22 protein-coding genes are annotated in these 22,248 nt (G+C 69.8%); 16 read left to right on the top strand and 6 right to left on the bottom strand.

Going from position 1 to position 22,248, the window contains the following annotated elements; all coding sequences use genetic code 11:
* The first annotated feature begins 38 nt into the window (after positions 1-38).
* Genes AC0NZN_RS10715 through AC0NZN_RS10700 form a run of 4 tightly spaced genes read left to right on the top strand, consistent with a single transcriptional unit; the run spans position 39 to position 4,465 of the window.
* Positions 39-1,112: an ABC transporter permease gene (locus AC0NZN_RS10715; RefSeq protein WP_474592296.1), complete on the top strand. Its 1,074-nt coding sequence runs from the start codon at positions 39-41 to the stop codon at positions 1,110-1,112.
* Position 1,113: 1 nt separating this feature from the next.
* The gene (locus tag AC0NZN_RS10710) at positions 1,114-2,085 is read left to right on the top strand and encodes an ABC transporter permease (RefSeq protein WP_474592295.1); all 972 of its coding nucleotides are present in this window, start codon (positions 1,114-1,116) and stop codon (positions 2,083-2,085) included.
* The gene (locus AC0NZN_RS10705; protein ID WP_474592294.1) at positions 2,082-3,776 is read left to right on the top strand and encodes a dipeptide ABC transporter ATP-binding protein; all 1,695 of its coding nucleotides are present in this window, start codon (positions 2,082-2,084) and stop codon (positions 3,774-3,776) included. The genes AC0NZN_RS10710 and AC0NZN_RS10705 overlap by 4 nt, the downstream gene beginning before the upstream one ends.
* Before the next feature lie 32 nt (positions 3,777-3,808).
* On the top strand, positions 3,809-4,465 hold the full coding sequence (locus AC0NZN_RS10700) for a TMEM175 family protein (protein ID WP_474592293.1): 657 nt from the start codon (positions 3,809-3,811) through the stop codon (positions 4,463-4,465).
* Positions 4,466-4,474: 9 nt separating this feature from the next.
* On the opposite strand, the gene AC0NZN_RS10695 is transcribed toward AC0NZN_RS10700, so the two are convergent.
* Positions 4,475-5,452, bottom strand: a complete 978-nt coding sequence (locus AC0NZN_RS10695) for a hypothetical protein (protein WP_474592292.1) — start codon at positions 5,450-5,452, stop codon at positions 4,475-4,477.
* A 157-nt stretch (positions 5,453-5,609) separates the two neighbouring features.
* Between AC0NZN_RS10695 and rpsF the strand changes: the two genes are divergently transcribed.
* From rpsF to rplI, 4 genes are read left to right on the top strand one after another with little or no spacing between them, the layout of a single operon-like run.
* Positions 5,610-5,987: a 30S ribosomal protein S6 gene (rpsF, locus tag AC0NZN_RS10690; RefSeq protein WP_286285983.1), complete on the top strand. Its 378-nt coding sequence runs from the start codon at positions 5,610-5,612 to the stop codon at positions 5,985-5,987.
* Between the two features lie 6 nt (positions 5,988-5,993).
* Complete coding sequence (locus tag AC0NZN_RS10685; protein WP_474592291.1) at positions 5,994-6,524, top strand: single-stranded DNA-binding protein; 531 nt, start codon at positions 5,994-5,996, stop codon at positions 6,522-6,524.
* 45 nt (positions 6,525-6,569) lie between these two features.
* Positions 6,570-6,824: a 30S ribosomal protein S18 gene (gene rpsR, locus AC0NZN_RS10680; RefSeq protein WP_320942704.1), complete on the top strand. Its 255-nt coding sequence runs from the start codon at positions 6,570-6,572 to the stop codon at positions 6,822-6,824.
* Positions 6,825-6,835: 11 nt separating this feature from the next.
* Positions 6,836-7,288, top strand: a complete 453-nt coding sequence (gene rplI, locus AC0NZN_RS10675; protein ID WP_474592290.1) for a 50S ribosomal protein L9 — start codon at positions 6,836-6,838, stop codon at positions 7,286-7,288.
* Between the two features lie 72 nt (positions 7,289-7,360).
* On the opposite strand, the gene AC0NZN_RS10670 is transcribed toward rplI, so the two are convergent.
* The 3 genes from AC0NZN_RS10670 to AC0NZN_RS10660 form a co-directional block, all read right to left on the bottom strand.
* Positions 7,361-8,635: a GNAT family N-acetyltransferase gene (locus AC0NZN_RS10670; protein WP_474592289.1), complete on the bottom strand. Its 1,275-nt coding sequence runs from the start codon at positions 8,633-8,635 to the stop codon at positions 7,361-7,363.
* 291 nt (positions 8,636-8,926) lie between these two features.
* The gene (locus tag AC0NZN_RS10665) at positions 8,927-10,042 is read right to left on the bottom strand and encodes a chaplin family protein (RefSeq protein ID WP_474592288.1); all 1,116 of its coding nucleotides are present in this window, start codon (positions 10,040-10,042) and stop codon (positions 8,927-8,929) included.
* Positions 10,043-10,146: 104 nt separating this feature from the next.
* Entirely contained in the window at positions 10,147-11,163 is a 1,017-nt protein-coding gene (locus AC0NZN_RS10660) for a hypothetical protein (protein WP_474592287.1), read from the bottom strand.
* A 425-nt stretch (positions 11,164-11,588) separates the two neighbouring features.
* On the opposite strand from AC0NZN_RS10660, the gene dnaB reads away from it, so the two are divergent.
* Positions 11,589-14,213 (top strand): replicative DNA helicase, encoded by a 2,625-nt coding sequence (dnaB, locus tag AC0NZN_RS10655; RefSeq protein ID WP_474592286.1) that lies wholly within the window; start codon positions 11,589-11,591, stop codon positions 14,211-14,213.
* A 40-nt stretch (positions 14,214-14,253) separates the two neighbouring features.
* On the opposite strand, the gene AC0NZN_RS10650 is transcribed toward dnaB, so the two are convergent.
* The gene (locus AC0NZN_RS10650; RefSeq protein WP_474592285.1) at positions 14,254-14,697 is read right to left on the bottom strand and encodes an SRPBCC family protein; all 444 of its coding nucleotides are present in this window, start codon (positions 14,695-14,697) and stop codon (positions 14,254-14,256) included.
* A gap of 130 nt (positions 14,698-14,827) precedes the next feature.
* Between AC0NZN_RS10650 and AC0NZN_RS10645 the strand changes: the two genes are divergently transcribed.
* From AC0NZN_RS10645 to AC0NZN_RS10625, 5 genes are all read left to right on the top strand, one after another.
* A complete protein-coding gene (locus AC0NZN_RS10645) occupies positions 14,828-15,160 on the top strand; it encodes a CU044_2847 family protein (protein ID WP_474592284.1) in 333 nt (110 codons plus the stop codon).
* A complete protein-coding gene (locus tag AC0NZN_RS10640; RefSeq protein WP_474592283.1) occupies positions 15,160-17,790 on the top strand; it encodes a CHAT domain-containing protein in 2,631 nt (876 codons plus the stop codon). Before AC0NZN_RS10645 ends, AC0NZN_RS10640 begins: the two co-directional genes overlap by 1 nt.
* A gap of 75 nt (positions 17,791-17,865) precedes the next feature.
* Positions 17,866-18,567 (top strand): Type 1 glutamine amidotransferase-like domain-containing protein, encoded by a 702-nt coding sequence (locus AC0NZN_RS10635; RefSeq protein ID WP_474592282.1) that lies wholly within the window; start codon positions 17,866-17,868, stop codon positions 18,565-18,567.
* 2 nt (positions 18,568-18,569) lie between these two features.
* Positions 18,570-19,133: a dihydrofolate reductase family protein gene (locus AC0NZN_RS10630; protein WP_474592281.1), complete on the top strand. Its 564-nt coding sequence runs from the start codon at positions 18,570-18,572 to the stop codon at positions 19,131-19,133.
* Positions 19,134-19,187: 54 nt separating this feature from the next.
* Positions 19,188-20,165: a zinc-binding dehydrogenase gene (locus AC0NZN_RS10625; RefSeq protein WP_474592280.1), complete on the top strand. Its 978-nt coding sequence runs from the start codon at positions 19,188-19,190 to the stop codon at positions 20,163-20,165.
* Between the two features lies 1 nt (position 20,166).
* Here the strand turns inward: AC0NZN_RS10625 and AC0NZN_RS10620 are convergent, their stop codons facing one another.
* Positions 20,167-20,589 (bottom strand): nitroreductase/quinone reductase family protein, encoded by a 423-nt coding sequence (locus tag AC0NZN_RS10620; RefSeq protein WP_474592279.1) that lies wholly within the window; start codon positions 20,587-20,589, stop codon positions 20,167-20,169.
* A gap of 125 nt (positions 20,590-20,714) precedes the next feature.
* Between AC0NZN_RS10620 and AC0NZN_RS10615 the strand changes: the two genes are divergently transcribed.
* Positions 20,715-21,182 carry a GbsR/MarR family transcriptional regulator gene (locus AC0NZN_RS10615; protein WP_474592278.1) on the top strand — a complete coding sequence of 156 codons (468 nt, stop codon included), beginning with the start codon at positions 20,715-20,717 and terminating at the stop codon, positions 21,180-21,182.
* The gene (locus tag AC0NZN_RS10610) at positions 21,179-22,054 is read left to right on the top strand and encodes an alpha/beta fold hydrolase (protein WP_474592277.1); all 876 of its coding nucleotides are present in this window, start codon (positions 21,179-21,181) and stop codon (positions 22,052-22,054) included. The genes AC0NZN_RS10615 and AC0NZN_RS10610 overlap by 4 nt, the downstream gene beginning before the upstream one ends.
* Positions 22,055-22,248 lie beyond the last annotated feature (194 nt).

The raw sequence follows: 22,248 nt of genomic DNA, 5'->3' as shown, positions 1-22,248 counted from the left end.
CCCTCCCGGCCTGTGCCGTGACGCCCTAAGGTTCACTCATGGTCACTGCGGTCGATGCCGCCGATTTCGCCAGTCCCGTCACCGCCAAGCGCGGCGGCCTGTGGCGCTACATCCTGATCCGCCTCCTGCTGATCATCCCGACGATCCTCATCCTCGTGACGGTCGTGTTCATCCTGATGCGTGTGACGGGCGACCCCATCACCGCCGCGCTCGGCGGACGGCTTGCTCCGGCCGAGCTGGCGCGTCGCATCCACGAAGCCGGATACGACCGGCCGATCTACGTCCAATACGCCGAGTACCTGCGCAATCTGCTGGTGGGCGATCTCGGGACGACGCTCACCGACAACCGTCCGGTCACGCAGATCCTGCTGCAGTACGGCAGTGCGACCCTCGAGCTCGCGTTCTACGCGCTCATCGTGGCGCTCCTGGTCGGCATCCCGTTCGGGCTCATCGCCGCGTACCGCCGCGACCGCTGGCAGGACGCGATCCTGCGCACGGGCGCGATCCTCGCGTACGCGACGCCCATCTTCTTCGTCGCGATCCTGCTGAAGCTGATCCTCGCGGTGAACCTCGGAGCCTTCCCGGTGGCGGGCCGAGCATCCGTCCGCGTCGAGCTCGAACTTCAGAGCATCACCAATCCGACGGGCATCTATCTGGTCGACGCGATCCGGCTCGGAGACGCGGCGGCCGTGGCAGACGTGCTGTGGCACGCGGTGCTGCCCGCCATCGCCCTGGGTCTGTTGACCGCCGGCATCTTCCTGCGTCTTGTGCGAACCAACGTGATCGGCACCCTCGGGTCGCAGTACGTCACCTCCGCCCGCTCGCGCGGCGTGGGCGAGTACACGCTCGTGACCAAGAACGCGTATCGCCCGGCGCTCATCCCGATCATCACGCTGATGGGCCTGCAGATCGCGGCCCTCCTGTCGGGGGCTGTGCTCACCGAGACGTCCTTCGAGTGGAAGGGCCTCGGGTTCATGCTCTCCGAGTATCTGAAGGCCCGGGATTTCGTCGCGGTGCAGGGCATCGTCATCCTGATCGCGATCATCGTGGCGGTCGCGAACTTCATCGTCGACGTGCTCGCCGTCGTCATCGACCCGCGGGTGAGGTACTGAGATGGCTGCTCCCACCACCACGACCGGCGTCGCCGTCGCGCCGCGCAAGAAGCGGGTGATCGAGCGCATCCCGGTGCTCTCGCAGCTGCGGCAGAGTGTGGGCCTCCAGCGCGCGATGCTCACGATCGGCCTCGTCCTTGGCGCGCTCTTCATCATCGTCGCGGTCTTCGCACCGTGGCTCGCGCCCTACGGGTGGGCGCAGCTCGGCGTGAACGGCAAGGACTTCGGCACGCGCCAGCCGCCGAACCCGGTGAACCTCCTCGGCACGACCGTCAGCGGGTTCGACGTCCTCTCGCGCACGATCTGGGGCGCGCAGACCGCGCTGCTCGCCATCCTGTTCGCGATCGTCTTCTCGATCTTCCTCGGCGTGACCGTCGGCCTGCTGAGCGGGTACTTCGGCGGATGGCTCGACCGCACACTCGTCGTCATCGCCGACGCCATCTACGCATTCCCGTCGCTGCTGCTCGCGATCGTCATGTCGATCGTCATCACGCAGGGCCAGGCGAACCTGTGGGGCGGCATCTTCGCCGCGGCCATCTCGATCACCGTGGTCTTCGTGCCGCAGTACTTCCGCGTCATCCGCGCAGAGGTCGTGCGCGTCAAGGCCGAGCCGTTCGTTGAGTCGGCAAGGGTCATCGGCGTGCCGACGAACCGCATCCTGTTCCGCCACGTCCTGCGCAACTCGACGCGCACGATTCCGGTCATCGTCACGATCAACGCGTCGGAGGCACTGCTCACGCTCGCCGGTCTCGGCTTCCTCGGCTTCGGCATCGAGCCGACGTCGGCGGCGGAATGGGGCTACGACCTCAACCGCTCCGTCGAGGACGTCACGAGCGGCATCTGGTGGACAGCCATCCCGCCAGGGGTCGCGATCGTCATCGTGGTGCTCGGCATCACGCTCATCGGCGAGAGCCTGAACGATCTGAGCGACCCGCGCCTGCGCCGTCGCCGCCGCGCCGGAGGTGCCGCATGACTGCTGTCGACACGACTCCCGACGTCGCATCCGTCGACGGACTCCGCGTGGTCTTCGCGACGGATGCCGAGCCCGTCGTCGCCGTCGACGGCATCTCGCTGCAGGCGCACGCCGGCGAGGTTCTCGCGATCGTCGGCGAGTCCGGCTCGGGCAAGACCGTCACCGCCAACGCCCTCCTCGGACTCATCCCCGAGAACGCCACCATGTCCGGCGCCATCGTCATCCAGGGACGCGACGGCGAGGAGACGGATGTCGTGCACGCCTCGGCCTCCGAGCTGCGGGCCATGCGCGGCCGCGACGCCGCCATGGTGTTCCAGGAGCCGTCGACCGCGTTGAACCCTGTTCTCTCGATCGGCGACCAGATCGCTCAGGGGCTCGCCGCACACGAGAAGCTCAGCAAGAAGCAGATGCGCGCCCGCGCGATCGACATCCTGCGCCGGGTCGGCATCCCCGACCCCGAGCGTCGTGTCGACGAGTACCCGCACCAGTTCTCCGGCGGCCAGAAGCAGCGGATCGTCATCGCCATGGCGCTCGTGCTCGACGCCGGGCTGATCATCGCCGACGAGCCCACGACCGCGCTCGACGTCACCGTCCAGGCCGAGATCCTCGACCTGCTGCGCACGTGCCGCGACGACTTCGGCGCGACCATCGTCATCATCACCCACAACATGGGCGTCGTCGCCGACCTCGCCGACCGCGTGGTCGTGATGTACCGCGGTGAGATCGTCGAGCAGGCGCCGGTGCGCGAGCTGTTCGCGAACCCGCAGCAGGAGTACACGCGCGAGCTGCTTGCGGCCGTCCCGCGCGTCGGCCAGGGCAAGAGCGCGACGCAGGATGCCGGCATCCCTGCGCCGACCTCCGCTCCCGACGATGCGGTGGTCGTCGCGAAGAACCTGCACATCGCGTATCCCGGACGTTTCGGCAGCGCAGGCGTCGTCGCCGTGAAGGGTGTCGACTTCTGGATCGGCCCCGGCGAGGTCGTCGGCCTCGTCGGCGAGTCCGGCTCGGGGAAGACCACGATCGGCCGCTCGATGGTCGGGCTCACCCCGGTCGTCGACGGTTCCCTGACGGTCCTCGGCACCGAGATGCGCGGCGCACGCACGCGACGCCTCGCGAAGCTCCGGCCGGAGGTCGGCTTCGTCTTCCAGGACCCCGCGACGAGCTTCAACCCGCTTCTCACGATCGCGGAGTGCATCGCCGAGCCGCTCGTCGTGCACGGTCGTGCACGCAGCGCCGCGGCCGCCCGCCCCCGCGTGAACGAGCTGCTGGATGCGGTGCGCCTCCCCGAGACGTACGGCGATCGCTACCCGCACGAGCTGTCCGGCGGGCAGCGCCAGCGGGCCTCACTCGCCCGTGCCATCGCCCTCGACCCCAAGCTGCTCATCGCCGACGAGCCGACGAGTGCGCTCGACGTGTCGGTGCAGGCGCGCGTGCTCGAGCTGTTCAGCGAGCTGCAGGCGCACTTCGGCTTCGCGTGCCTGTTCATCAGCCACGATCTCGCGGTGATCGACGAGGTGGCCGACCGGATCGTGGTGCTGCGGCACGGCGTCATCCGCGAGCAGGGGACGACGGTGCAGGTGCTGACCGATCCGAGAGACGACTACACGAAGCGGCTCCTCGCGTCGCTGCCCGTCCCGGATCCGGTGGCGCAGGCCGCCCGCCGTGCCGCCTGGCACGAGACCGTGGTCTGACGGGCCGGCGCTCGCTCGCTAGCATCTGAACCGTGACCGATCGCACGACCGAGGCGAACGACGAGCGGCTGTTCGGCGCGGAGCGCGCGAAGGCCTTCATCGACGCGGTCGTCGCCATCGCCATGACGCTGCTGATCCTCCCCCTCATGGAGAGCGTCTCCGCGGTCGCGGCGAGAGGCCAGGGCGCGGTGCAGTGGCTCGCCGGCCACGGCGATCAGCTCTTCGGATTCGTGCTGAGCTTCGTGATCATCGCGCTCTTCTGGATGAACCATCACCGGGTGTTCTCCCGGGTCCACCTGGTCTCGACGCCCTTCCTGTGGATCACGATGGCCTGGCTGCTCACCATCGTGTGGCTGCCCGTGGTGACGGCGATGGTCGGGCAGATGGCGAGCGGTGATCCCCTGCTCACCGGCATGTACATCGGGAGCATGCTCCTCACCGAGGCGATGACCATCGTCACGCTCCTCTACCTGCGCGCACATCCGCGCATGCACGATATCGGGCACGACCGGATGCTGCGCTGGATCGCGATCGCACTCTCGATGATCGTGCTGTTCTCGGTGTCGCTCGTCGTCGCGGTGGTCTTCCCCACGATCTCGTACTACGCGCTGCTCCTGATGTTCCTCACGCGACCGGTCGGCATGGTGTTCTCGCGGATGCTGCCGGTCCCCAAGGGCACGCACCGCTGAGGGCCGCGCTCAGTCGAGCGGCCGGTTCACCTCGTCGCCGTCCCAGCCGAGGTCGGCATCGGCGGGGAGCGGCACGACATCGAGGCCCGGCGTGCGGACCAGCGCAGCGACGAGCTCGCGCGAGCCGCCGACGAGCGTCGAGTCGAAGTCGACCTCGCTGACGACGATCCACGCGCGGTCCGCCGGCCACACGATCGCCGGCGACTCCGCCTCCGCGTCGAGCCCCGACGCGGTGCGCGCCGGGTCGCGCCACGGCATCCGCGTCGGCCAGTCCGGGCGCTCGAGCTCTGCAACGCCGCCGCGGAAGAGGACGAACGCGCGACCAGGCAGCTCGAGGCGGGGTCCGCGCGAGACGGTGTCGGACAGGATGCCGGGCTGCCACGTCGGCGGGCGGAAGGCGTCGTTGAACTTGTCGCGGGCGGCGTGGGCGAGGAACGCGGCGTGCAGGGGGTCCGCATCCTTCTCGACGAACAGGCGGGACCCGCCGTAGCCCAACGCCCCGACGAGCCCTCCCCACCCGTCCCAGACGGCGACACCGCCGTCGCGCGAGGTCGCGGTGTGGTCGGCGAGCGCCCGCGCCAGGACGGCCCAGGAGGCGGCATCCAGCTGGCCTTCGCGCGGGGAGTCGTATCGCCAGCCCTCGACATCGCGCGGGTGGCCGAAGCCGTTGTCGCGCGGATCGACCCGGACCAGCCGCAGCCATTGCGCGAGGGGATGCATCACGGTGCCGAAGGCGGCCGCGACCTGGTCCCAGGTCACCCGCTCCACGTCGATCTCGGGCGCATCGCGCTGGAATCTCCGCCATTCGGCGCGGTCGCCGTCTGCCGGCCATTCCCGATCCACGGGCCGCTCGCGCGTGACCGGATGCAGCACCCTGGCGTAGGCGGGGAAGCCGCGCGGGATGACGTCGTGCACGGTGCGCCGCCAGGGCCGGTCCACGCCGGCCGCGATCCAGTCCCCTGCATCGACGTCCGCCGTCCACTCCATGAGATCACGCTACCTCGCGGGCACGATTCGTCCGCGGCCGACGCTTCCGGTAGCATGGGAGGGTTGTCCAGGCGCCCACGCGCCCGGACACATGCAACACACCCTCCTGCTGCCGGGAAATGCCCGGCAGCCGTTCTAGTCCGAAGGAGGTGGGTAAGTGACGCACCAGTACGAACTCATGGTCATCCTGACCCCTGAGCTCGACGAGCGCCAGGTCGCCCCGAACCTCGACAAGTTCCTGAAGGTCATCACTAATGATGGTGGCTCGATCGACAACGTCGACGTGTGGGGTCGCCGCCGTCTCGCCTACGAGATTCAGAAGAAGTCCGAGGGCATCTACGCCGTCGTCAACTTCACCGCGACGAGCGAGGCCACTCAGGAGCTCGACCGCCAGCTGAAGCTGAGCGAGCTTGTGATGCGCACCAAGGTCCTCCGGGCCGAGGAGGCCATCGCGCAGGTCGCCGCCGAGAAGAAGCGCTCGGACGAGAAGGCTGCCCGCAAGGCCGCCGCTCCGGCCAAGGTCGCGAAGGCGTAAGGGATTATGGCCGGCGAGACCGTCATCACCGTGGTGGGAAACCTCACGGCTGACCCCGAGCTGCGCTACACGCAGAACGGGCTCCCCGTCGCGAACTTCACGATCGCGTCGACGCCGCGTACCTTCGACCGCGCCTCGAACGAGTGGAAGGACGGCGAAGCGCTGTTCCTCCGTGCGAGCGTGTGGCGCGAATTCGCCGAGCACGTGGCCGGCTCGCTGACCAAGGGCTCTCGCGTCATCGCGACCGGGCGTCTGCGTCAGCGGTCGTACCAGGACCGCGAGGGCCAGAACCGCACGTCCATCGAGCTGGAGGTCGACGAGATCGGCCCCTCGCTGCGCTACGCGACCGCTCAGGTCACCCGTGCCGCCAGCGGTGGCTCGGGCAACGGTGGCGGTCAGCAGCGCTCGTTCAGCCGCGACGACGAGCCGTGGTCGACCCCGGGGTCGAACGCGGCGGCGAGCAGCCGCGGCGGCGCGGACAACGGTTCGGACGCGTGGGCCGCCCCCGGCTCGTACGGCGACGACACCCCCTTCTAAGAGATTCGCGGATGCTGCGGCATCCGATCAGGAAAAGGACTGACCATGGCTGGAAAGGCGAGCGGCGACCGCCGCAAGCCGCGGAAGGGCGCGAAGAACGCGGCCCCCGCGAAGGCGATCCGCGTCGGCGTCATCGACTACAAGGATGTCGCAACGCTTCGCAAATTCATCTCGGAGCGCGGCAAGATCCGCGCCCGTCGCATCACCGGTGTCTCGGTGCAGGAGCAGCGTCTGATCGCCCGTGCGATCAAGAACGCCCGTGAAATGGCGCTCCTCCCCTACGCCGGCGCTGGCCGGTAAGGAGTACCGATATGGCAAAGCTGATTCTCACGAATGAGGTCGCCGGGCTCGGTAGCGCCGGTGACGTTGTCGAGGTCAAGAACGGGTACGCCCGCAACTACCTCATCCCCCAGGGCTTCGCGGTGATGTGGACCCGCGGCGGCGAGAAGCAGGTGGCGTCGATCCGCGCCGCTCGCGACGCGCGCGCGATCCACGTCCACGAGGAGGCCGTGGCACTCAAGGACTCCATCGAGGCCGCCAAGGTCAAGCTGGCTGTCAAGGCCGGTGCCGAGGGACGTCTCTTCGGCGCCGTCAAGACGGGCGACATCGCGGACGCGGTGAAGGCTGCCGGTCTGGGCGAGCTCGACAAGCGCAAGATCCACATCACCTCCCCGATCAAGTCGGTGGGCGAGCACGAGGCGACCGTTCGCCTGCGCGACGACCTCACCGCCGTGATCACCCTTCAGGTGGTGGCCGCGAAGTAATTCGCGCCTTCTTCGGAAGCATCAGGATGCCGCGGACCTTCGGGTCCGCGGCATCCTTTTTTCGACCTCGGCTCAGAAGATCCAGTTCGCCGCCGCTGCGACGGGCCAGGACCATGCGGCGGCGGCCGCCGCGAGCTTCTCCGGGCTGCGCACGTCGACCAGACCGGCGAGAGCCAGCCCCGCCAGCGAGGTCGACCCGAGGTGCGCGGCGCCCAGCTCGCGCATGTCGAGCACGAGGTCGGGCTCGGCGTCGGTGCGGGTCACCTCGGCATGCTGCCAGGCGTCCGCGCGCACGCGCCAGCGTCCGGCATTGGCGGGCAGCATCCCATCGCTCACCTCCAGGACGACGTCGACGTCGCCGGCATAGCGGCGCTCGGCGAGGGCGCGGGCCAGGTCGAGGATGCGCACCCACGTGTGATCCTGGTAGTCCGCGAGGGCGGCGCGGATGTCGACGATGAGGTTCACGATCGGGTCGTCGACCGCGACGATGCCCGCCTTGACGCGGCTCGTGAGGTCGAGGTCGAGCAGCGTCGACCACAGCCGGTGGGCTGCGGCCGGCGTCAGCGCGACGGCTTCGCGCACGTGGACGGTTCCCTCGGCGCCCCCGCGTTCCCACGCGACCGTGCGCCGGAACGTTGCGAAGGCGACCGGCGTGCCGTGGTCGTCGCGGATGAGGAGGAGCCGCAGCGCCTCGCGCCCGTCGCGCGTGAGGGCGGGATCTGCCTCGCGCGCCGTCCGCAGCTCGGGGGTCTCGCGCGTCGCCCAGCCGGGTCGTCCGAGGCCCTCGGGCAGGCGGGCGTAGCCCTGGTGTATCTCCGCGACGATCGGGCCATGGATGCCGGCATCCCATTCGAGGACCTCGATGTCGAGGGCGTCCGACCCGGCGACCGGACGCAGCGCCGCGCGCCGAGACAGCGACAACGACAGCGTCGTCGAGGCCATGCCGTAGCCGAAGCGGCCGTAGATGGGAGGCTCCGAGGCGGTGAGCGCGGAGATGGCCTCGCCGTTCGCGAGGCAGTCCGCGAAGTGGAACTCGATCATGCTGCGGAGGATGCCGCGGCGGCGGTGGTTCGGGTGCACGCCGACCCAGGTGAGCCAGCCGCAGGCCACCTCCGCTCCGGGCACCGGATAGGCCCGCAGCGGATAGGTCGCGTGGAAGCCTGCGAGATCCGTGCCGTCCGCGGGCCGGCTGACGCCGAATGCGCGTGACCACGTGAGCGGGCTGGGGACGCCCCGCAGCTGCTCGACCGAATGGTCGGTGGGGAAGGCCCACACGTCGAGGCGGAGGACGTCGTCGATACGGTCGTGGCTGACGGGCTCGAGGCGATAGGGCTCGGGAACAGGCATCCCCTCACTGTGTCGGGGATCGGATGCGTCCGCAACGGGCGCAGCGCGGACATGCGAAGGACGGGTGCGCGCGTCGGGCTGGGGAACCGACGCGCGCACCCGCTGTATCACCGCCCACCCACGGGCCGCGGCCGCTCAGGATTGCCGCGGCTGTGCCGCGGGTACTCGGGCCGATCCGACTGGACGGTGACACGGTCGGCGGAGTCGTGATCGCGGCCCCCCGGCCTCGATCATCTCCGCCTGAACGCCGGTGGCGGGCCCAGGCAAAGCCCGCCTCCCGGCGTGAGTGGATCAGCGCTGGGCGACGGCGCTCCAGCGCGTGGCGCCGAAGGCAGCCGCACCGAGCGCGAGGGCGATCAGCGCGAACAGCAGCGGACCCAGGGCCCCCGTGCCGCCGGTCGAGGCGAGCGAGCCGCTCTCGGCCGACACCGCCACCACCGCGCCGACGGATGCCGGGGAGCCGGTGACGTCAGGGGTGCCGGGCGTTCCGGGCGTTCCGGGGGTGCCCGGCGTGCCGGGCGTTCCGGGGGTGCCCCCGTCGGTCGCGGTCGTCGTACTGCTGCCCAGCACCGAGATCGCGTTGCCGCCGACGGTGATCGGCAGGTTGACCGGTGCGGCGAGCTGAGTGCCCGACAGGATGCCGCCGAGTCCGCTCGTGACCGATCCAGACGTGCCGGTCGAGGTCCCGCCCGCACCGGTTCCGGTGCCTCCGGTCGTCGTCGCCGAGGAACGCCCGAGCACCGTGATGGCGTTGCCCGTCGCATTCACCGGCGCCGCGATCGGAGCGATGACCTGCGTGCCCGACAGGGTGCCGGCGGAGCCGCTCGTGGCGGCCGTGCCGGGGGTCGAGGCCGCCCCGCCGCTGCCTGAGCTACCACCGGTGGTGGCGGTGGAGCTGCCGAGCACCGAGAGCGCGTTGCCGCTGGCGTTCACCGGTGCGGTGACCGGTGCGACGACCTGCGTTCCGCTGCCGACCCCGCCGGCGCCGGACGTGGTGGCCGGCGATGCGGCCGCGGGGGCCGACGACGCCGCCGGTGCGGAGCTGCCGGACGAGTTGCCGAGTACGGACACGGCGTTGCCGCTGACCGTGATCGGAGCGTTGATGAGTGCGACAGCCTGAGTGCCCGACGCCGCTCCCCCGCTGCCACCGGTAGCAGCGGCGCCGGATGGTGCCGGAGCCGGTGCAGCGCTCGACGGCGAGGTCGCCGTCGAGCCGCCGAGCAGCGAGACCGAATTGCCCGAGACCGTGACCGGCGCGGCGACGCTGACGAGGGCCTGCGTCCCCGACACGAGGCCGTTGTCTCCGGATGTCGTGTTATCTGCGGCGTTCGCCGCGGTCGCTCCCAGCAGCGTGATGCCGCCGGCGATGAGCGTGCCCCACAGGGCGCGCTTGTAGAAAGTGCGCATAAGAAGTTCTCCCAGATTTGATCGATGTTCGGCGCGTGAGCGCGCGCCGGATTGCCTGTTCCGTGCCGCGGCGCCTGAGCAGCGCGATTGCGGCGGGGGCTCGATCAGTCGGGGGCGACGTCGGTGTCGTACACCGGTACGGGAGGCGCCTGCTGGTCGTTCGCGACGCGCCGACGCACCCAGGCACGGTGTGCGAAGAACAGTCCGAACGCGAGCAGCGCTGCCGCACCGCCGGGTCCTGCACCGGAGGAACCCGCGGAAGTCCCGCCCGGCGTTGCCGCGCCGAGGACGGGAGAGGTGTCGTCCGCGAGGCGCAGCGCGCCATCAGCGGGAGAGAGTGTGACGACGACGGATGCGGCGGCGCGTGCCAACGCGGCGGCCTGACGAGCGGAGGCCCACATCCCATCGAGCGCGTAGGCGGCGTCGACGCCGACGGCGGTCGCAGGCGTCGCGCCGGCCGCCGGCGACCCGTCGAAGAGTCTCGGAACGAGAGGAATGCCCGGGATCGCAGGGATGCCGGGCGATGCCGGCGTCGAACCGGGAGCCGAGACGACGTCCGTCACGGTTTCCGTCACTGCACCGACGGTGTCGTCGACGAGCCCTGTCAGCGTTCCGGCAGTGCCGGTGAGATCGACCGAGTCGACGACGGCTCCGAGGGTGCCGACCACGCTGCCGATGACCGGCAGGGGAGCCGTCGTGGTGGCTGTGGTGTTCAGCACGGTGCCGACGGTCGTTTCGACGGCCTTCACGACGGGGGCGGTGGTCGTCGTGACCAGTCCGCTCGTGGAGCTCGCGATCGGCTGAGTGACGCGGGCCACGCTGTCGGCCGCGCTCGTGACGCCCTGCGAGGCGGCGGGGCCGACGACCGGGACGGCGGCGGTGGCCTTGACCACGGCCTGGACGACGGGCGTCGCGACCGCGGAGGCCGTGTTCGTGGCAGCCCTCACCGTGTTGTCGATCGTCGACGTGACGCCACCGAGCAGGCCGGCGCCGGAGTCGTCTGCGCGGGCTTCGGAGGCGCCGAGACCGAAGAAGAACGACATCGCGAGCCAGGCGAACGCGAAGCTGATGCCGATGAGAAGCCAGGAACCCCAGCGGGGCCGCTGATGTGCGGTCTCCACGTTCACCTCCCAAGACGACTAATGCCTCGTGTCTTCGAAGAAGGACACGGGCCGGTGAGGGTGCCTGGACTGAAGACGATACCGCTGATCGGGCTCGGAGTCCAGACGGTGGAAGAACTTCTTCGGGTGCAGCTGGTTGTGCACAGGCCGTTCCCGCGCGCGCAACCTTCAACGTGAACTTCATATTGGATTCCATCCACAGTGTGTGGATTCGCAAATCCCAGTTCAGGGGAGATAAAAAACTTCCTTCGGAGGGTGATGCCGCACGTTGTCCACAGGTGTTCTGCACAGGAGCACCGGCGTTTCCCGCAGGATCTCCACAGAGTTATCCACAGGCCGTGTTGCGTCCGGATATACGCGTGCCTAGCGTGGGGTGCGGCCCGCGGGGGGACGCCGAGCATCCATGTGTGCGATGTCGGACGTCAATGCTGTGCTTGGCCCGAAGCAGTGCCCGAGCAGCAGAGGAGGACGGCCACGTGTCGATCGCCGACATCGCACCCGAACGACTCGGCGCGCCGCGTGAACACGAGCGCACCCCGCCGCATGACGTGCTGGCCGAGCAGAGCGCGCTCGGGGGCATGCTGCTGTCGAAGGATGCGGTCGCCGACGTCATCGAGACGCTGCGCGGCATCGACTTCTACATTCCGAAGCACGAGCTGATCTTCGAGGCGATCCTCACCCTGTACTCGCACGGCGAGCCCACGGATGTCGTTGCCGTCACCGACGAGCTCATCAAGACGGGCGAGCTGGAGCGGGCCGGCGGCGCCGACTACCTGCATTCGCTGACGTCGATCGTCCCGACGGCGGCGAACGCGGGGTACTACGCATCCATCGTGTCCGAGCGCGCGCTCTTGCGCCGCCTCGTCGAAGCGGGCACGCGCATCGTGCAGATGGGGTACTCCGGGCAGGGCGAGGCGCTCGACCTCGTCAACACGGCGCAGGCCGAGATCTATGCGGTGACGGGCGCCGAGGCGTCCGAGGACTACGTCCCGCTCACCGTCGCAGTCGATGCGGCGGTCGAGGAGATCGAGGCCGCGCGCGGGCGCGACGGTCAGATGACCGGCATCCCGACGGGCTTCGCCGGGCTCGACCAACTGACGAACGGTCTGCACCCCGGTCAGATGATCGTCGTCGCCGCCCGACCGGCGATGGGCAAGGCGCTCGCCCTCGACACTCCGCTGCCGACGCCGACCGGCTGGACGACGATGGGTGCCGTCGAGGTCGGCGACGAGCTCTACGACGCGGAGGGCCGACCGACACGGGTCGTCGCTGCCACGGAGGTCATGCTCGGCCGACCCTGCTACGAGATCGAGTTCTCAGACGGCTCGAAGATCACTGCGGACGCAGAGCACCAATGGCTGACCGAGACGCGTGCGGCGAGGCGGGGCGGAACGGTCGGCGCAACTGTCGTCACGACCGAGCAGATGCTCGCAACGCTCAGGCTGGGCGCTGAGGAGCGCGCCAACCACTCGGTACGGAACGCTCGGGCACTGCAGGCTCCCGAGGCCGATCTGCCCGTCGCGCCGTATGCGCTCGGTGCCTGGTTGGGCGACGGGCACAGCGACGGTGCCCGGATGACGAGCGAGTCCGACGAGATCCCGTCATTCATCGCGCGAAGCGGGGTGCGGGTCGAGTCCCGCGGCGGCATGGTGTACTCGCTTCAGCTTCTCGACCGTGAGGAACTAGTGCGCACCTGCGAGGTGTGCGGCGTCCGGTTCACGGCCCGCCATCCGCATGTCCGCACGTGCGGTCGCACGTGCGGTCCGAAGAACAAGGGCGCCCATCCCGAGCGCCTGTCGTGCCCCGACTGCGGAAAGCCGTATTCGGGCGAGGCGCAGCGATGCGCCGACTGCCATCGTGACCACGGCTCGTTCACGGCGCTGCTGCGGAAGGCGGGCGTCCTCGGCGATAAGCATGTGCCCGCGGCGTACCTGCGTGCATCGGAGGCGCAGCGCCGCGAGCTGCTGGCCGGCCTGCTGGACACCGACGGCACTGTCGTCAGAGGAGTGGGCTCCTGTCAGTTCGCTGTCACGAGCAAGAAGCTCGCTGACTCGGTATATGAACTGATCGTCGGTCTCGGCTACCGCTGCGGGCGCACGACCAAGCGCGTGAATGGTCGCTCGGAGGCGTCGTCCACCTGCTACATCCTCAACTTCTCGACGACCGAGGACGTGTTCTGGCTCGAGCGCAAACGTGCACTGCACGAGCAGGAGCGCCCGGCCGACACGCGGCGCACGGGCAGGCGCTACGTCAAGGCGATCCGCCCGATCGCCAGCGTGCCCGTCCGTTGTGTGGAGGTGGACAACGACGACCACCTGTACTTGGCGGGCAAGTCGATGATCCCGACCCACAACTCCACGCTCGCTCTCGACTTCGCGCGCGCCGCCGCGATCAAGGCCGAGATGCCGACTGTCGTGTTCTCTCTCGAGATGGGGCGCTCCGAGATCGCCATGCGCCTCATGAGCGCCGAGGCCGCGGTGCCGCTGCAGAACATGCGAAAGGGCACGCTCGATTCGCGCGACTGGACGACCATCGCGGCGACCCGTGGACGCATCGACCAGTCGCCGCTCTTCATCGACGACAGCCCGAACATGACGCTCGTGGAGATCCGCGCCAAGTGCCGCCGCCTCAAGCAGAAGCACGGCCTCAAGATGGTGATCATCGACTACCTCCAGCTGATGACCTCGGGCAAGCGGGTCGAGAGCCGTCAGCAGGAGGTCTCGGAATTCTCGCGTGCGCTGAAGCTGCTCGCCAAGGAGCTGCAAGTGCCGGTCATCGCGCTCTCTCAGCTGAACCGTGGTCCCGAGCAGCGCGCTGACAAGAAGCCGGCGCTGTCGGATCTGCGTGAGTCGGGCTCGATCGAGCAGGATGCGGACATGGTGATCCTGCTGCATCGCGAAGCCGCCTATGAGAAGGACAGCCCGCGCGCGGGGGAGGCCGACCTCATCGTCGCCAAGCACCGCAACGGGCCGACCGATACGATCACGGTCGCCTTCCAGGGCCACTTCTCGCGCTTCACCGACATGGCTGCCGGCGGCGACTTCCAGTAATCAACCCGGGCGTAGGCGCTGACGTCACCCGGGCTCGCCGTCACCGTCCGGACGCGTCGAGGGCGGTGCGGAGGTGGCCCATGGTCCGGCGATTCTCCCGGACGGTCGCCGCGACGACGATCGAGTGGAGCCAGCGAAGCCGGCCCGCGGTCGTGATCGTGCCCGTGCGGGCGATACGCGTCCCCGCTCCGGTCGGGGTGAGCGTGTAGACGATGCGGATGCTCAGTGCCCCGTCGGAGGTCGACTGGAAGAACTCGACCCGCTCCGGGGGAGTGGCAGACACCAGACTGCCGGTCACCCGGCCGAGCGGGGTGCGGTCGACGTACTCGTATCCGCCGGCACCGGCCGCCGAGACGCTTGTACCGCGATACACGGGCGATCGGGGCAGCCACCCGCCGAATCCCGCGGGATCCGTCAGGCAGGCGAAGGCGACCTCGGGCTGCGCCCGGGTCTCGATGGTGATGGTCTTGACACTCGTTCCCATGCCGCCGCCCCTGTCGAGGTCCAGTCTGGCGCCGTGACGGATGACAGCCAAGAGCACCCGGATGGATGGCGCGCGACGCAGAGGAAGAGCACACTGGAGACAGAGCGGCGGACGATGTCTGGGGGATGCCGTGGCGGATCTGATCGCATTCGCAGCAGGGGACGACGGCGGTGTCGTGTATGTCGAGACCGCAGATGCCGAGCGCCCGCTCATGCGCGGTGGCGCGCTCGCCTCGAATGTCATCGAGGCGGGCCAGAGTCTCGAACAGGTGGTCGGGCGCATCGGGCCGATCATGCAGGGCATGGTGGCGGAGATCCGCAGCTCCGGCGCGTGGCCCGACGAGGTCGAGATCGAATTCGCGGTGAAGATCTCCGCAGACTCGAACATCGTCATCGCGAAGGCGGGTGGCGAGGCGAACTTCCGCATCGCGCTGAGGTGGGGTGGCGGTCAGGGGAGCCGCTGATGGCTGTCACGACGTACGACGATCTCCAGTTGCGGATCGACCGCGACGCGGACGGGTCGTACCGCGTCCTCGCGATGGCACCGGACGGACGCACGGCGCGCGGCTCGTTCGTCTCCCCGCTGAGCGACGACGAGCTCGACGACTTCGTGCAGCGCGTCGGGCTCGCGCGAAGACGCGGGGGATCGGCCGACACGCGGATGGATGCGATCCGGGACGTCGGATCGGCCCTCTTCGACTCGCTGATCAAGGATGACGTCGGCACGGTCTACTACTCGGCGCGCAGCGCCGCGGCCGAGCGTGACCGGGGACTGCGCATCACGCTGCGGCTCTCGGGTTCGCCCGAACTGATGCGGCTGCCCTGGGAGTTCCTCTACAAGCGGCCGCGGTTCCTCGCGCAGTCCACGCAGACGCCGGTGGTGCGGGCGCTCGACGTGGACTCGGCGATGCGTCCGCAGCGACTCGCCCTTCCCCTGCGCATCCTCGCGATGGTCAGCAGCCCGTCGGGGTATCCGGAGCTCGACGCTGATGCCGAGCGCCGGAACCTGGAGCGCGCCCTCGCCGGAGCACGCGCGGCGGGACTGGTCGAGGTCACCTGGCTCGAGCGGGCGACGCTCGGCGACCTGGCGCGGACGGTCGAGGAGATCGACGGCGTGCACGTGCTGCACTACATCGGCCATGGCGCGTACGACGAGGCGACCGACTCGGGCATTCTCGTGCTTGAGACGCCGCAGGGCCGCGCCCACGACGTCTCGGGCGAGGAGATCGGCGCGATCCTGCAGGACGAGACGAGCCTGCGGCTCGTCGTGCTGAACGCCTGCGAAGGGGCGCGCACCTCGCACGTCGATCCGTTCTCCGGCGTGGCCGCGAGCCTGGTGAACTTCGACATCCCCGCGGTGATCGGCATGCAGTTCGAGATCACGGACGACGCCGCCATCGCGTTCAGCGAGAGCCTCTACACGGGGCTCGCACACGGACTGCCGGTGGATGCTGCGCTCGCCCCCGCGCGCCGAGCCATCGTCGGTGCGATGCTCGCGACCGAGTTCGGCACACCCGTGCTCTATCTGCGCGATGGCGACGCCCGGCTGTTCGATGTTCAGGACGCCCGTCCGGCTCCTGACCAGGAAGAGGCTCCCTCCCAGGACACGGGCGGGCGTGCCGACGCACAGATCGAGGTCGAGACGCCGGCCCTCCCGGAGGCGCCGGCCGGCCAGGATCGCGCGGGGATCGCGGATGCGCCGGGCCCTGAGGAGGCGCAGGCCCACGGTGGCCGGGGGGCGCCGCCGGCCGCGGTCCCCGAGCCCGTCGGGATGGCCGAGCCGGTCGTGGATGCAGAGCACATTGTGGATGCAGAGCCCGTTGCGGTGGCGGAGCCCGGCGTGGTGCCCGAGCCGGTCGGGAGTCGGCATCCCGTCGTCGTATCCGAGGAAGAGCCCGCGAAGCCCGCCGACCGAACTGTCATGCCGGAGGCGCCGCGGTCGCGGCCGGACAACGAGACGCCTGTGAGGCTGGCCCTGGCGACCGCGTGGGCGGGGGCGGTACTGCTCGTGGTCGTGGCCGCACTCCTCCTCGCGACTGTCTTCGGAGCGGGCGACGAGTTCGGCGCGGCGGGACTGGGGGCGCAGACGCTCGGTGTCGTCGCCCTCGCGGTGCACTGCAGCGTTCGGCCCGGGCGTGACGCGACCCCGGCCGCGTATCTGTTCGGTGCGGCCGCCGTCCTCAGCGCGATCGTCTTGATGACCGTCGGTGGTCAGGCGTTCGTCGCGTCCTGGGTTCAGCTCGCATACGGACTGGTGCTGATCGTGATCGGGGTCTGGCTCATGCGCGCAAGCCGCCGGCGCTCGTCACGGTTCGCCACGAGCCTCGTGGCCCCCGCGCCCGGAGCCATCGTCTCCGGGATCGTCTCGACCATCGCCATCGTCGTGTGGCTGGGCGGGGTGAGCTGGAACCAGAACTGGCTCTGGCCGCTGAGCATGGTCGGGATGGGGGTGGGATATGCCGTCGCCGCCGTGGTGCTGAGGCGGGAGGCGGCCGAGCGGGAAGCACCGGCTGCGCAGCGATCCGTTCGTGTCGAGCTTCCCACCGCGCTTGCGTGGACGGGTGCCGCCGCCCTCGTGGTGATGGTCGTCGCCGTGCTCGCGCAGGATCCGACCGGCCCCGCGCTTCGCGTCACTGCCGGGGTCGCACAGTTCATCGCGCTCGCGGCCCTCGCGAGCCACCACGCCACGCGGCCACGACGCGACAGCAGGCTCGCGGCAGCGGGGTATGCCCTCGCCGTTGTCTTCGGGCTCATCGCTCTGGTCAGCGCGATCGTCGGAGAGAACGTCTACGAGGTGTACGCGGTCATTCCGTGGGCGGGACTTGCGATCGGCATCGTCGTCGCGGTCGTCGGGGTCTGGCTCGCCGCGCTGGGTCGCACGCGCGGCGGATCGTTCGGGAAGAGCCTGTGGATCCCCGGCCCGTTCACCGTCGCCGCGGGCGCGATGACGGCGCTCGCCGGCGCGGTCGCCATCGCAGGATCGGGCGGCCTCGCGGCGATCATCCGCTGGGTGTGGCTTGCGGCCCTGCTGGGGATGGCGATCGGCTACGCGCTCGCGGCCGTCGACCTCTCGCGAGAGGGCGCTGTGCGCTAGCCCGCAAGGGGGTGCCGGTCGACGGCGCGGGGAGATATCGTCGCTTTCGCCCTGCTCACGAGAGGTTGGACGACGATGAAACTGCTGCTGACATCCGGCGGAGTCACGAACGACTCGATTCGCGACGCGCTCGTCGACCTCCTGGGCAAGCCCATCGCCGAATCGGCGGCGCTCTTCGTCCCGACCGCGCAGTGGGGGCAACCGCAGTGCTCTCCCGAGACGGTCTGGAGGTCGACCGCGGATCGATGGCCGGGGATGTCGGGGCTGTGCGGCCTCGGCTGGAAGTCCGTCGGCGTGCTCGAGTTGACCGCGCTGCCGAGCATCGGCGACGAGCGTTGGGTGCCGTGGGTGCGTGATGCCGACGTGCTCCTGGTGGACGGCGGCGAGGCGGTCTACCTCGCGACATGGATGCGGGACTCCGGCCTCGCCGACCTCCTCCCGTCGCTCGGCGACACGGTGTGGGTGGGCGTGAGCGCGGGGAGCATGGTGATGACACCGCGCATCGGCGAGGAGTTCGTCGACTGGAAGCCCGGCGAGGGCGACGAGACCCTCGGGGTCGTCGACTTCTCGATCTTCCCGCACCTCGACTATCCGGGCTGGTCGGGCAACACGACGGAGAAGGCACGCGATTGGGCGACGCGCATCCCGGGCACTGCCTACGCGATCGACGATCAGACCGCGATCTCCGTCGTCGACGGGACTGTCGGGGTGATCTCCGAGGGTCACTGGCACCTGTTCCGCGACGGTGTGCCGGCTGAGCCGATCATGAAGGGATAGGCATGCGCAAGGTGACGTACTCACTCGGGATGTCGCTCGACGGATACGTCAAGGGTCCCGACGGCGGCTTCGACTGGTCGGCGCCGGACGACGAGATGTTCGCGTTCGTGACCGAAGAGATCCGGCTCGACGGCGTCCACCTGCTGGGGCGGCGGCTCTACGAGGACATGCTGGTCTGGGAGGACGACGACCAGGTCGCACAGTTCGACGGTGCGCTGCAGGATTGGGCCGCGATCTGGCGACGGCTGCCCAAGGTCGTGTTCTCGAGGTCCCTCGATGCCGTGCAGGGCAATGCCCGCCTCGCGACGGGCAGCCTCGTCGAGGAGATCGAACGATTGAAGGCGGAGCCGGGGGAGGGGGATATCGCCATCGGCGGCGCCGACCTCGCCGCGCACGCGATCGACGCAGGACTCGTCGACGAATTCCGGATGCGGGTCTCCCCGGTGCTCGTCGGCGGCGGTACGCCCTACTTCCCGCATCACGAGCATCGCGACGACCTCGAGCTGCTCGAATCCCGCATCTTCGGCTCGGGAGTCGTCTTTCTGCGATATCGCGTGATCCGATAGGGGTTCCGCGCTCCGAGACCGCCCCCGAGGGTTGTCGGAGCGTAGGCTCGGCGGGTGCGCGCACTCATCCACTCCGAATTCGGAGACCCGGCCGAGGTCCTCGGCGTCGAAGAACTGCCCCTTCCCGAGCCCGGTCCCCGCGAGGTCCGGGTCAAGGTCATCCTCGCCACGATCCACAACCACGACCTGTGGACCGTGCGCGGCACCTACGGCTACAAGCCCCAGCTGCCGGCCCGCGCCGGCACCGAGGCCGTCGGCATCGTCGATGCCGTCGGTCCGGAGGTCGAGGGCATCGAGGTCGGCCAGCGCGTGGCCACCGGCGGCACATTCGGCACATGGGCCGAGTACGTCATCGCGAAGGCGGGCGCCGTCATCCCGGTCCCCGACAGCATCCCCGACGAGGTCGCGGCCCAGCTCGTCGCCATGCCGTTCAGCGCCCTCACGCTGGTGGACTTCCTCGGAGTGAGCGACGGCGATGTCATCCTTCAGAACACGGCGAACGGCACCGTCGGGCGCCTCGTCGCCCAGATCGGCGCAAGCCGTGGCATCACCGTGATCGGCATCGTGCGACGGGCGTCGGATGTCGACGAGCTCGCATCGGAAGGCATCTCGAACATCGTCTCCACCGACGACGAGGACTGGAAGGACCGCGTGCGCGAGCTCGCCGGCGACCGCCCGATCCGGGCCGCCGTCGACTCGGTCGGCGGCAGTGCGGCGGGCGATCTCCTCCACCTCCTGGGCGAGGGCGGCACCCTCGTCTCGTTCGGTGCGATGGCGTCGGACCGGATGCAGCTCTCCTCCGGCGATCTCATCTTCAAGCAGGCCGTCGTCAAGGGATTCTGGGGCTCGAAGGTGTCGGCGGCGATGCCCGGCGAGACCCAGCGGGCGCTGTTCGGCGAGCTGTTCCAGCTGGTCGGCTCGGGGAAGCTCACCCTGCCGGTGGACAGCATCCACCCGCTCGACGACATCGCCGCGGCGGTGGCGGCCAGCACCCGTCCGGGACGGGTCGGGAAGGTTCTGCTGCAGCCCTGAGTCAGCGGCGGTGCAGGACGAGCACGGGGATGGTCCGGCTGGTCTTCTGCTCGTAGTCGCGGAAGCCCTGGCTGGCCGCCGTGAACTGCTGCCACGCCTCGTCGCGCGCCTGTCCCCTGAGTTCTTCGGCGCGCACCGGGACGAGGTCGGCCTCGCCCGGGACCTCGATGGAGACGTCGGGGTGGGCGAGCAGGTTGTGGTACCAGCCCGGGTTCTCCGGGGCACCGCCCTTGGACGCCGCGATCAGCCACCCGTCGCCCTCGGGGATGGCTCTGACCGGTGCGATCCGCTCCGTGCCCGACTTCGCGCCGACGTGGTGCACGAGCACGAGGCTGCGACCGAACGGCGGCGACTCCACCAGGCCGTCATTGGTGCGGAACTGGTCGATGATCCGCTGGTTCCAGTCGGCGTGCGGGTCGCTCATGGGTTCTCCTGTCAGAGGAAGTCGATGGATGCGGGCGGCCCCGCCGTCTCATTCTTCCTCGGATCTCGCGAGCGAGATGACATATTTATCTGTCATAACAGTCGTTAGTGCGATATCCTCACCACGTGAGCACATTGGAAGACCGGTTGGCCTACGCCGATCGCATCGCGGCCATCTGGACCGTGCGCTACCGAGTCGCACCGATCACGGGCCGCATCGCCGGATACCTCTTCGTGTGCGAGCCGCCGCATCCCTCCATCGACGAACTCGCCGCGGCGCTGCAGGCGAGCCGGAGCGCCGTCGTCGGAGGAGTGCGGGAGCTCGAATCGCGCCGGCTCGTGCGGCGATCCCGTGCCGCGGGAGAGCGCGCCGACCGGGTCGGTCTCATCTTCGACCGGACGCGTGGATTCGACCCGGCACCCTATCTCGAAGCGGCCGCGATGGCTCGAGAGGGCCTTTCGCTCCTGGACGAGTCGAGCACCGAGCAGCGCGCGGTGCTGGAGGCCACGGCATCCCTGAACTCCTTCCTGGCCGAGCAGCTGCCGCGTCTGCTCGACGAGTGGATCGCCACCCAGGGAGAGGGCTCGCGATGACCACTCCCACCGCGCAAGACGTCCGCCTCGACGACGGCCGCGCGCTCGGCTGGTACGACCTCGGCGACCCCACGGGCGCGCCCGTGCTGTTCCTCCCGGGCTCGTCGAGCTCGGGGCTCGCAGGCCTCGCCCTCGACCAGGCCGCAAGGGATGCGGGCATCCGTCTCATCGGGATGGACCGGCCCGGGCTGGGCCGCTCCGACCGGGCGCCGGTGCGACCGCTCGTCGACTGGCCCGCGGACGTCGCCCCGTTCCTCGACCGGCTGGCCGTCGACCGGGTCGGGGTCCTCGGGCACTCCGCCGGCGGCGCATTCGCGCTCGCGGTGGCGCATCGGCTGCCCGATCGCGTGTCGGCGACGGTCGTGTGCGCCGGCTCCGGGCCTTACAGCGAGCCGTGGTTCCGCGAACAGGCGCGGATCTCGCGCACCTCGCGGGCCTACTACGGAATGGCGCTGCACGCGCCGAGGCTCTTCGGGCGGCTCATGGCGTCCAGCACGCCGCGGACGGCGACCGGGATCGACCGCACCATCGCCCTCGTCGCCCGTGGCTCGTCACCGGATGCGGCATTCGCACGCGAGCACCCGGACCGCATGCGGACCTCTCTCGAGGCCGTCGCCGACGGCTTCCGCCAGGGTCCGGAGGGGCCGACCGACGAGGCGCGGATGATCTGCAGCCCGTGGGGCTTCGAGCTGGAGGACGTGCAGGCGCCGATCCAGTGGTGGCACGGGGAGCAGGACGGAAACGTGGATCCGTCCGCCGGCCGGGCGATCGTCTCCCGGCTGTCGCACGTCGCCGCGCACTTCGTCGACGGCGGCCACGCGCTGCTCTTCCAGCGGAGTGCGCCGATCCTGGGGGCGCTCCGGGCGCGCTGACCCGTCGTCGAACCGGGCGACGAGCGTGAGCATCTGGGCCGACTGGGCGAGGGTGGCGGATGCGGCGTCCGGTGACGTCCCGCTGGTTGGTGGAGTTTCTCGACACCGTGCGGGGATCAGCTGATGTGATTATGCCGCGGTGAGTTCGGGGATGGCCACCTCCTCTGGTTCGGCGAGGAGGAGGGTCATGGAGT

Source organism: Microbacterium sp. sgz311019 (genome assembly GCF_056135325.1).
The sequence above is the reverse complement of the archived record's forward strand: the minus strand, read 5'-3'. Positions and strand labels throughout refer to the sequence as shown.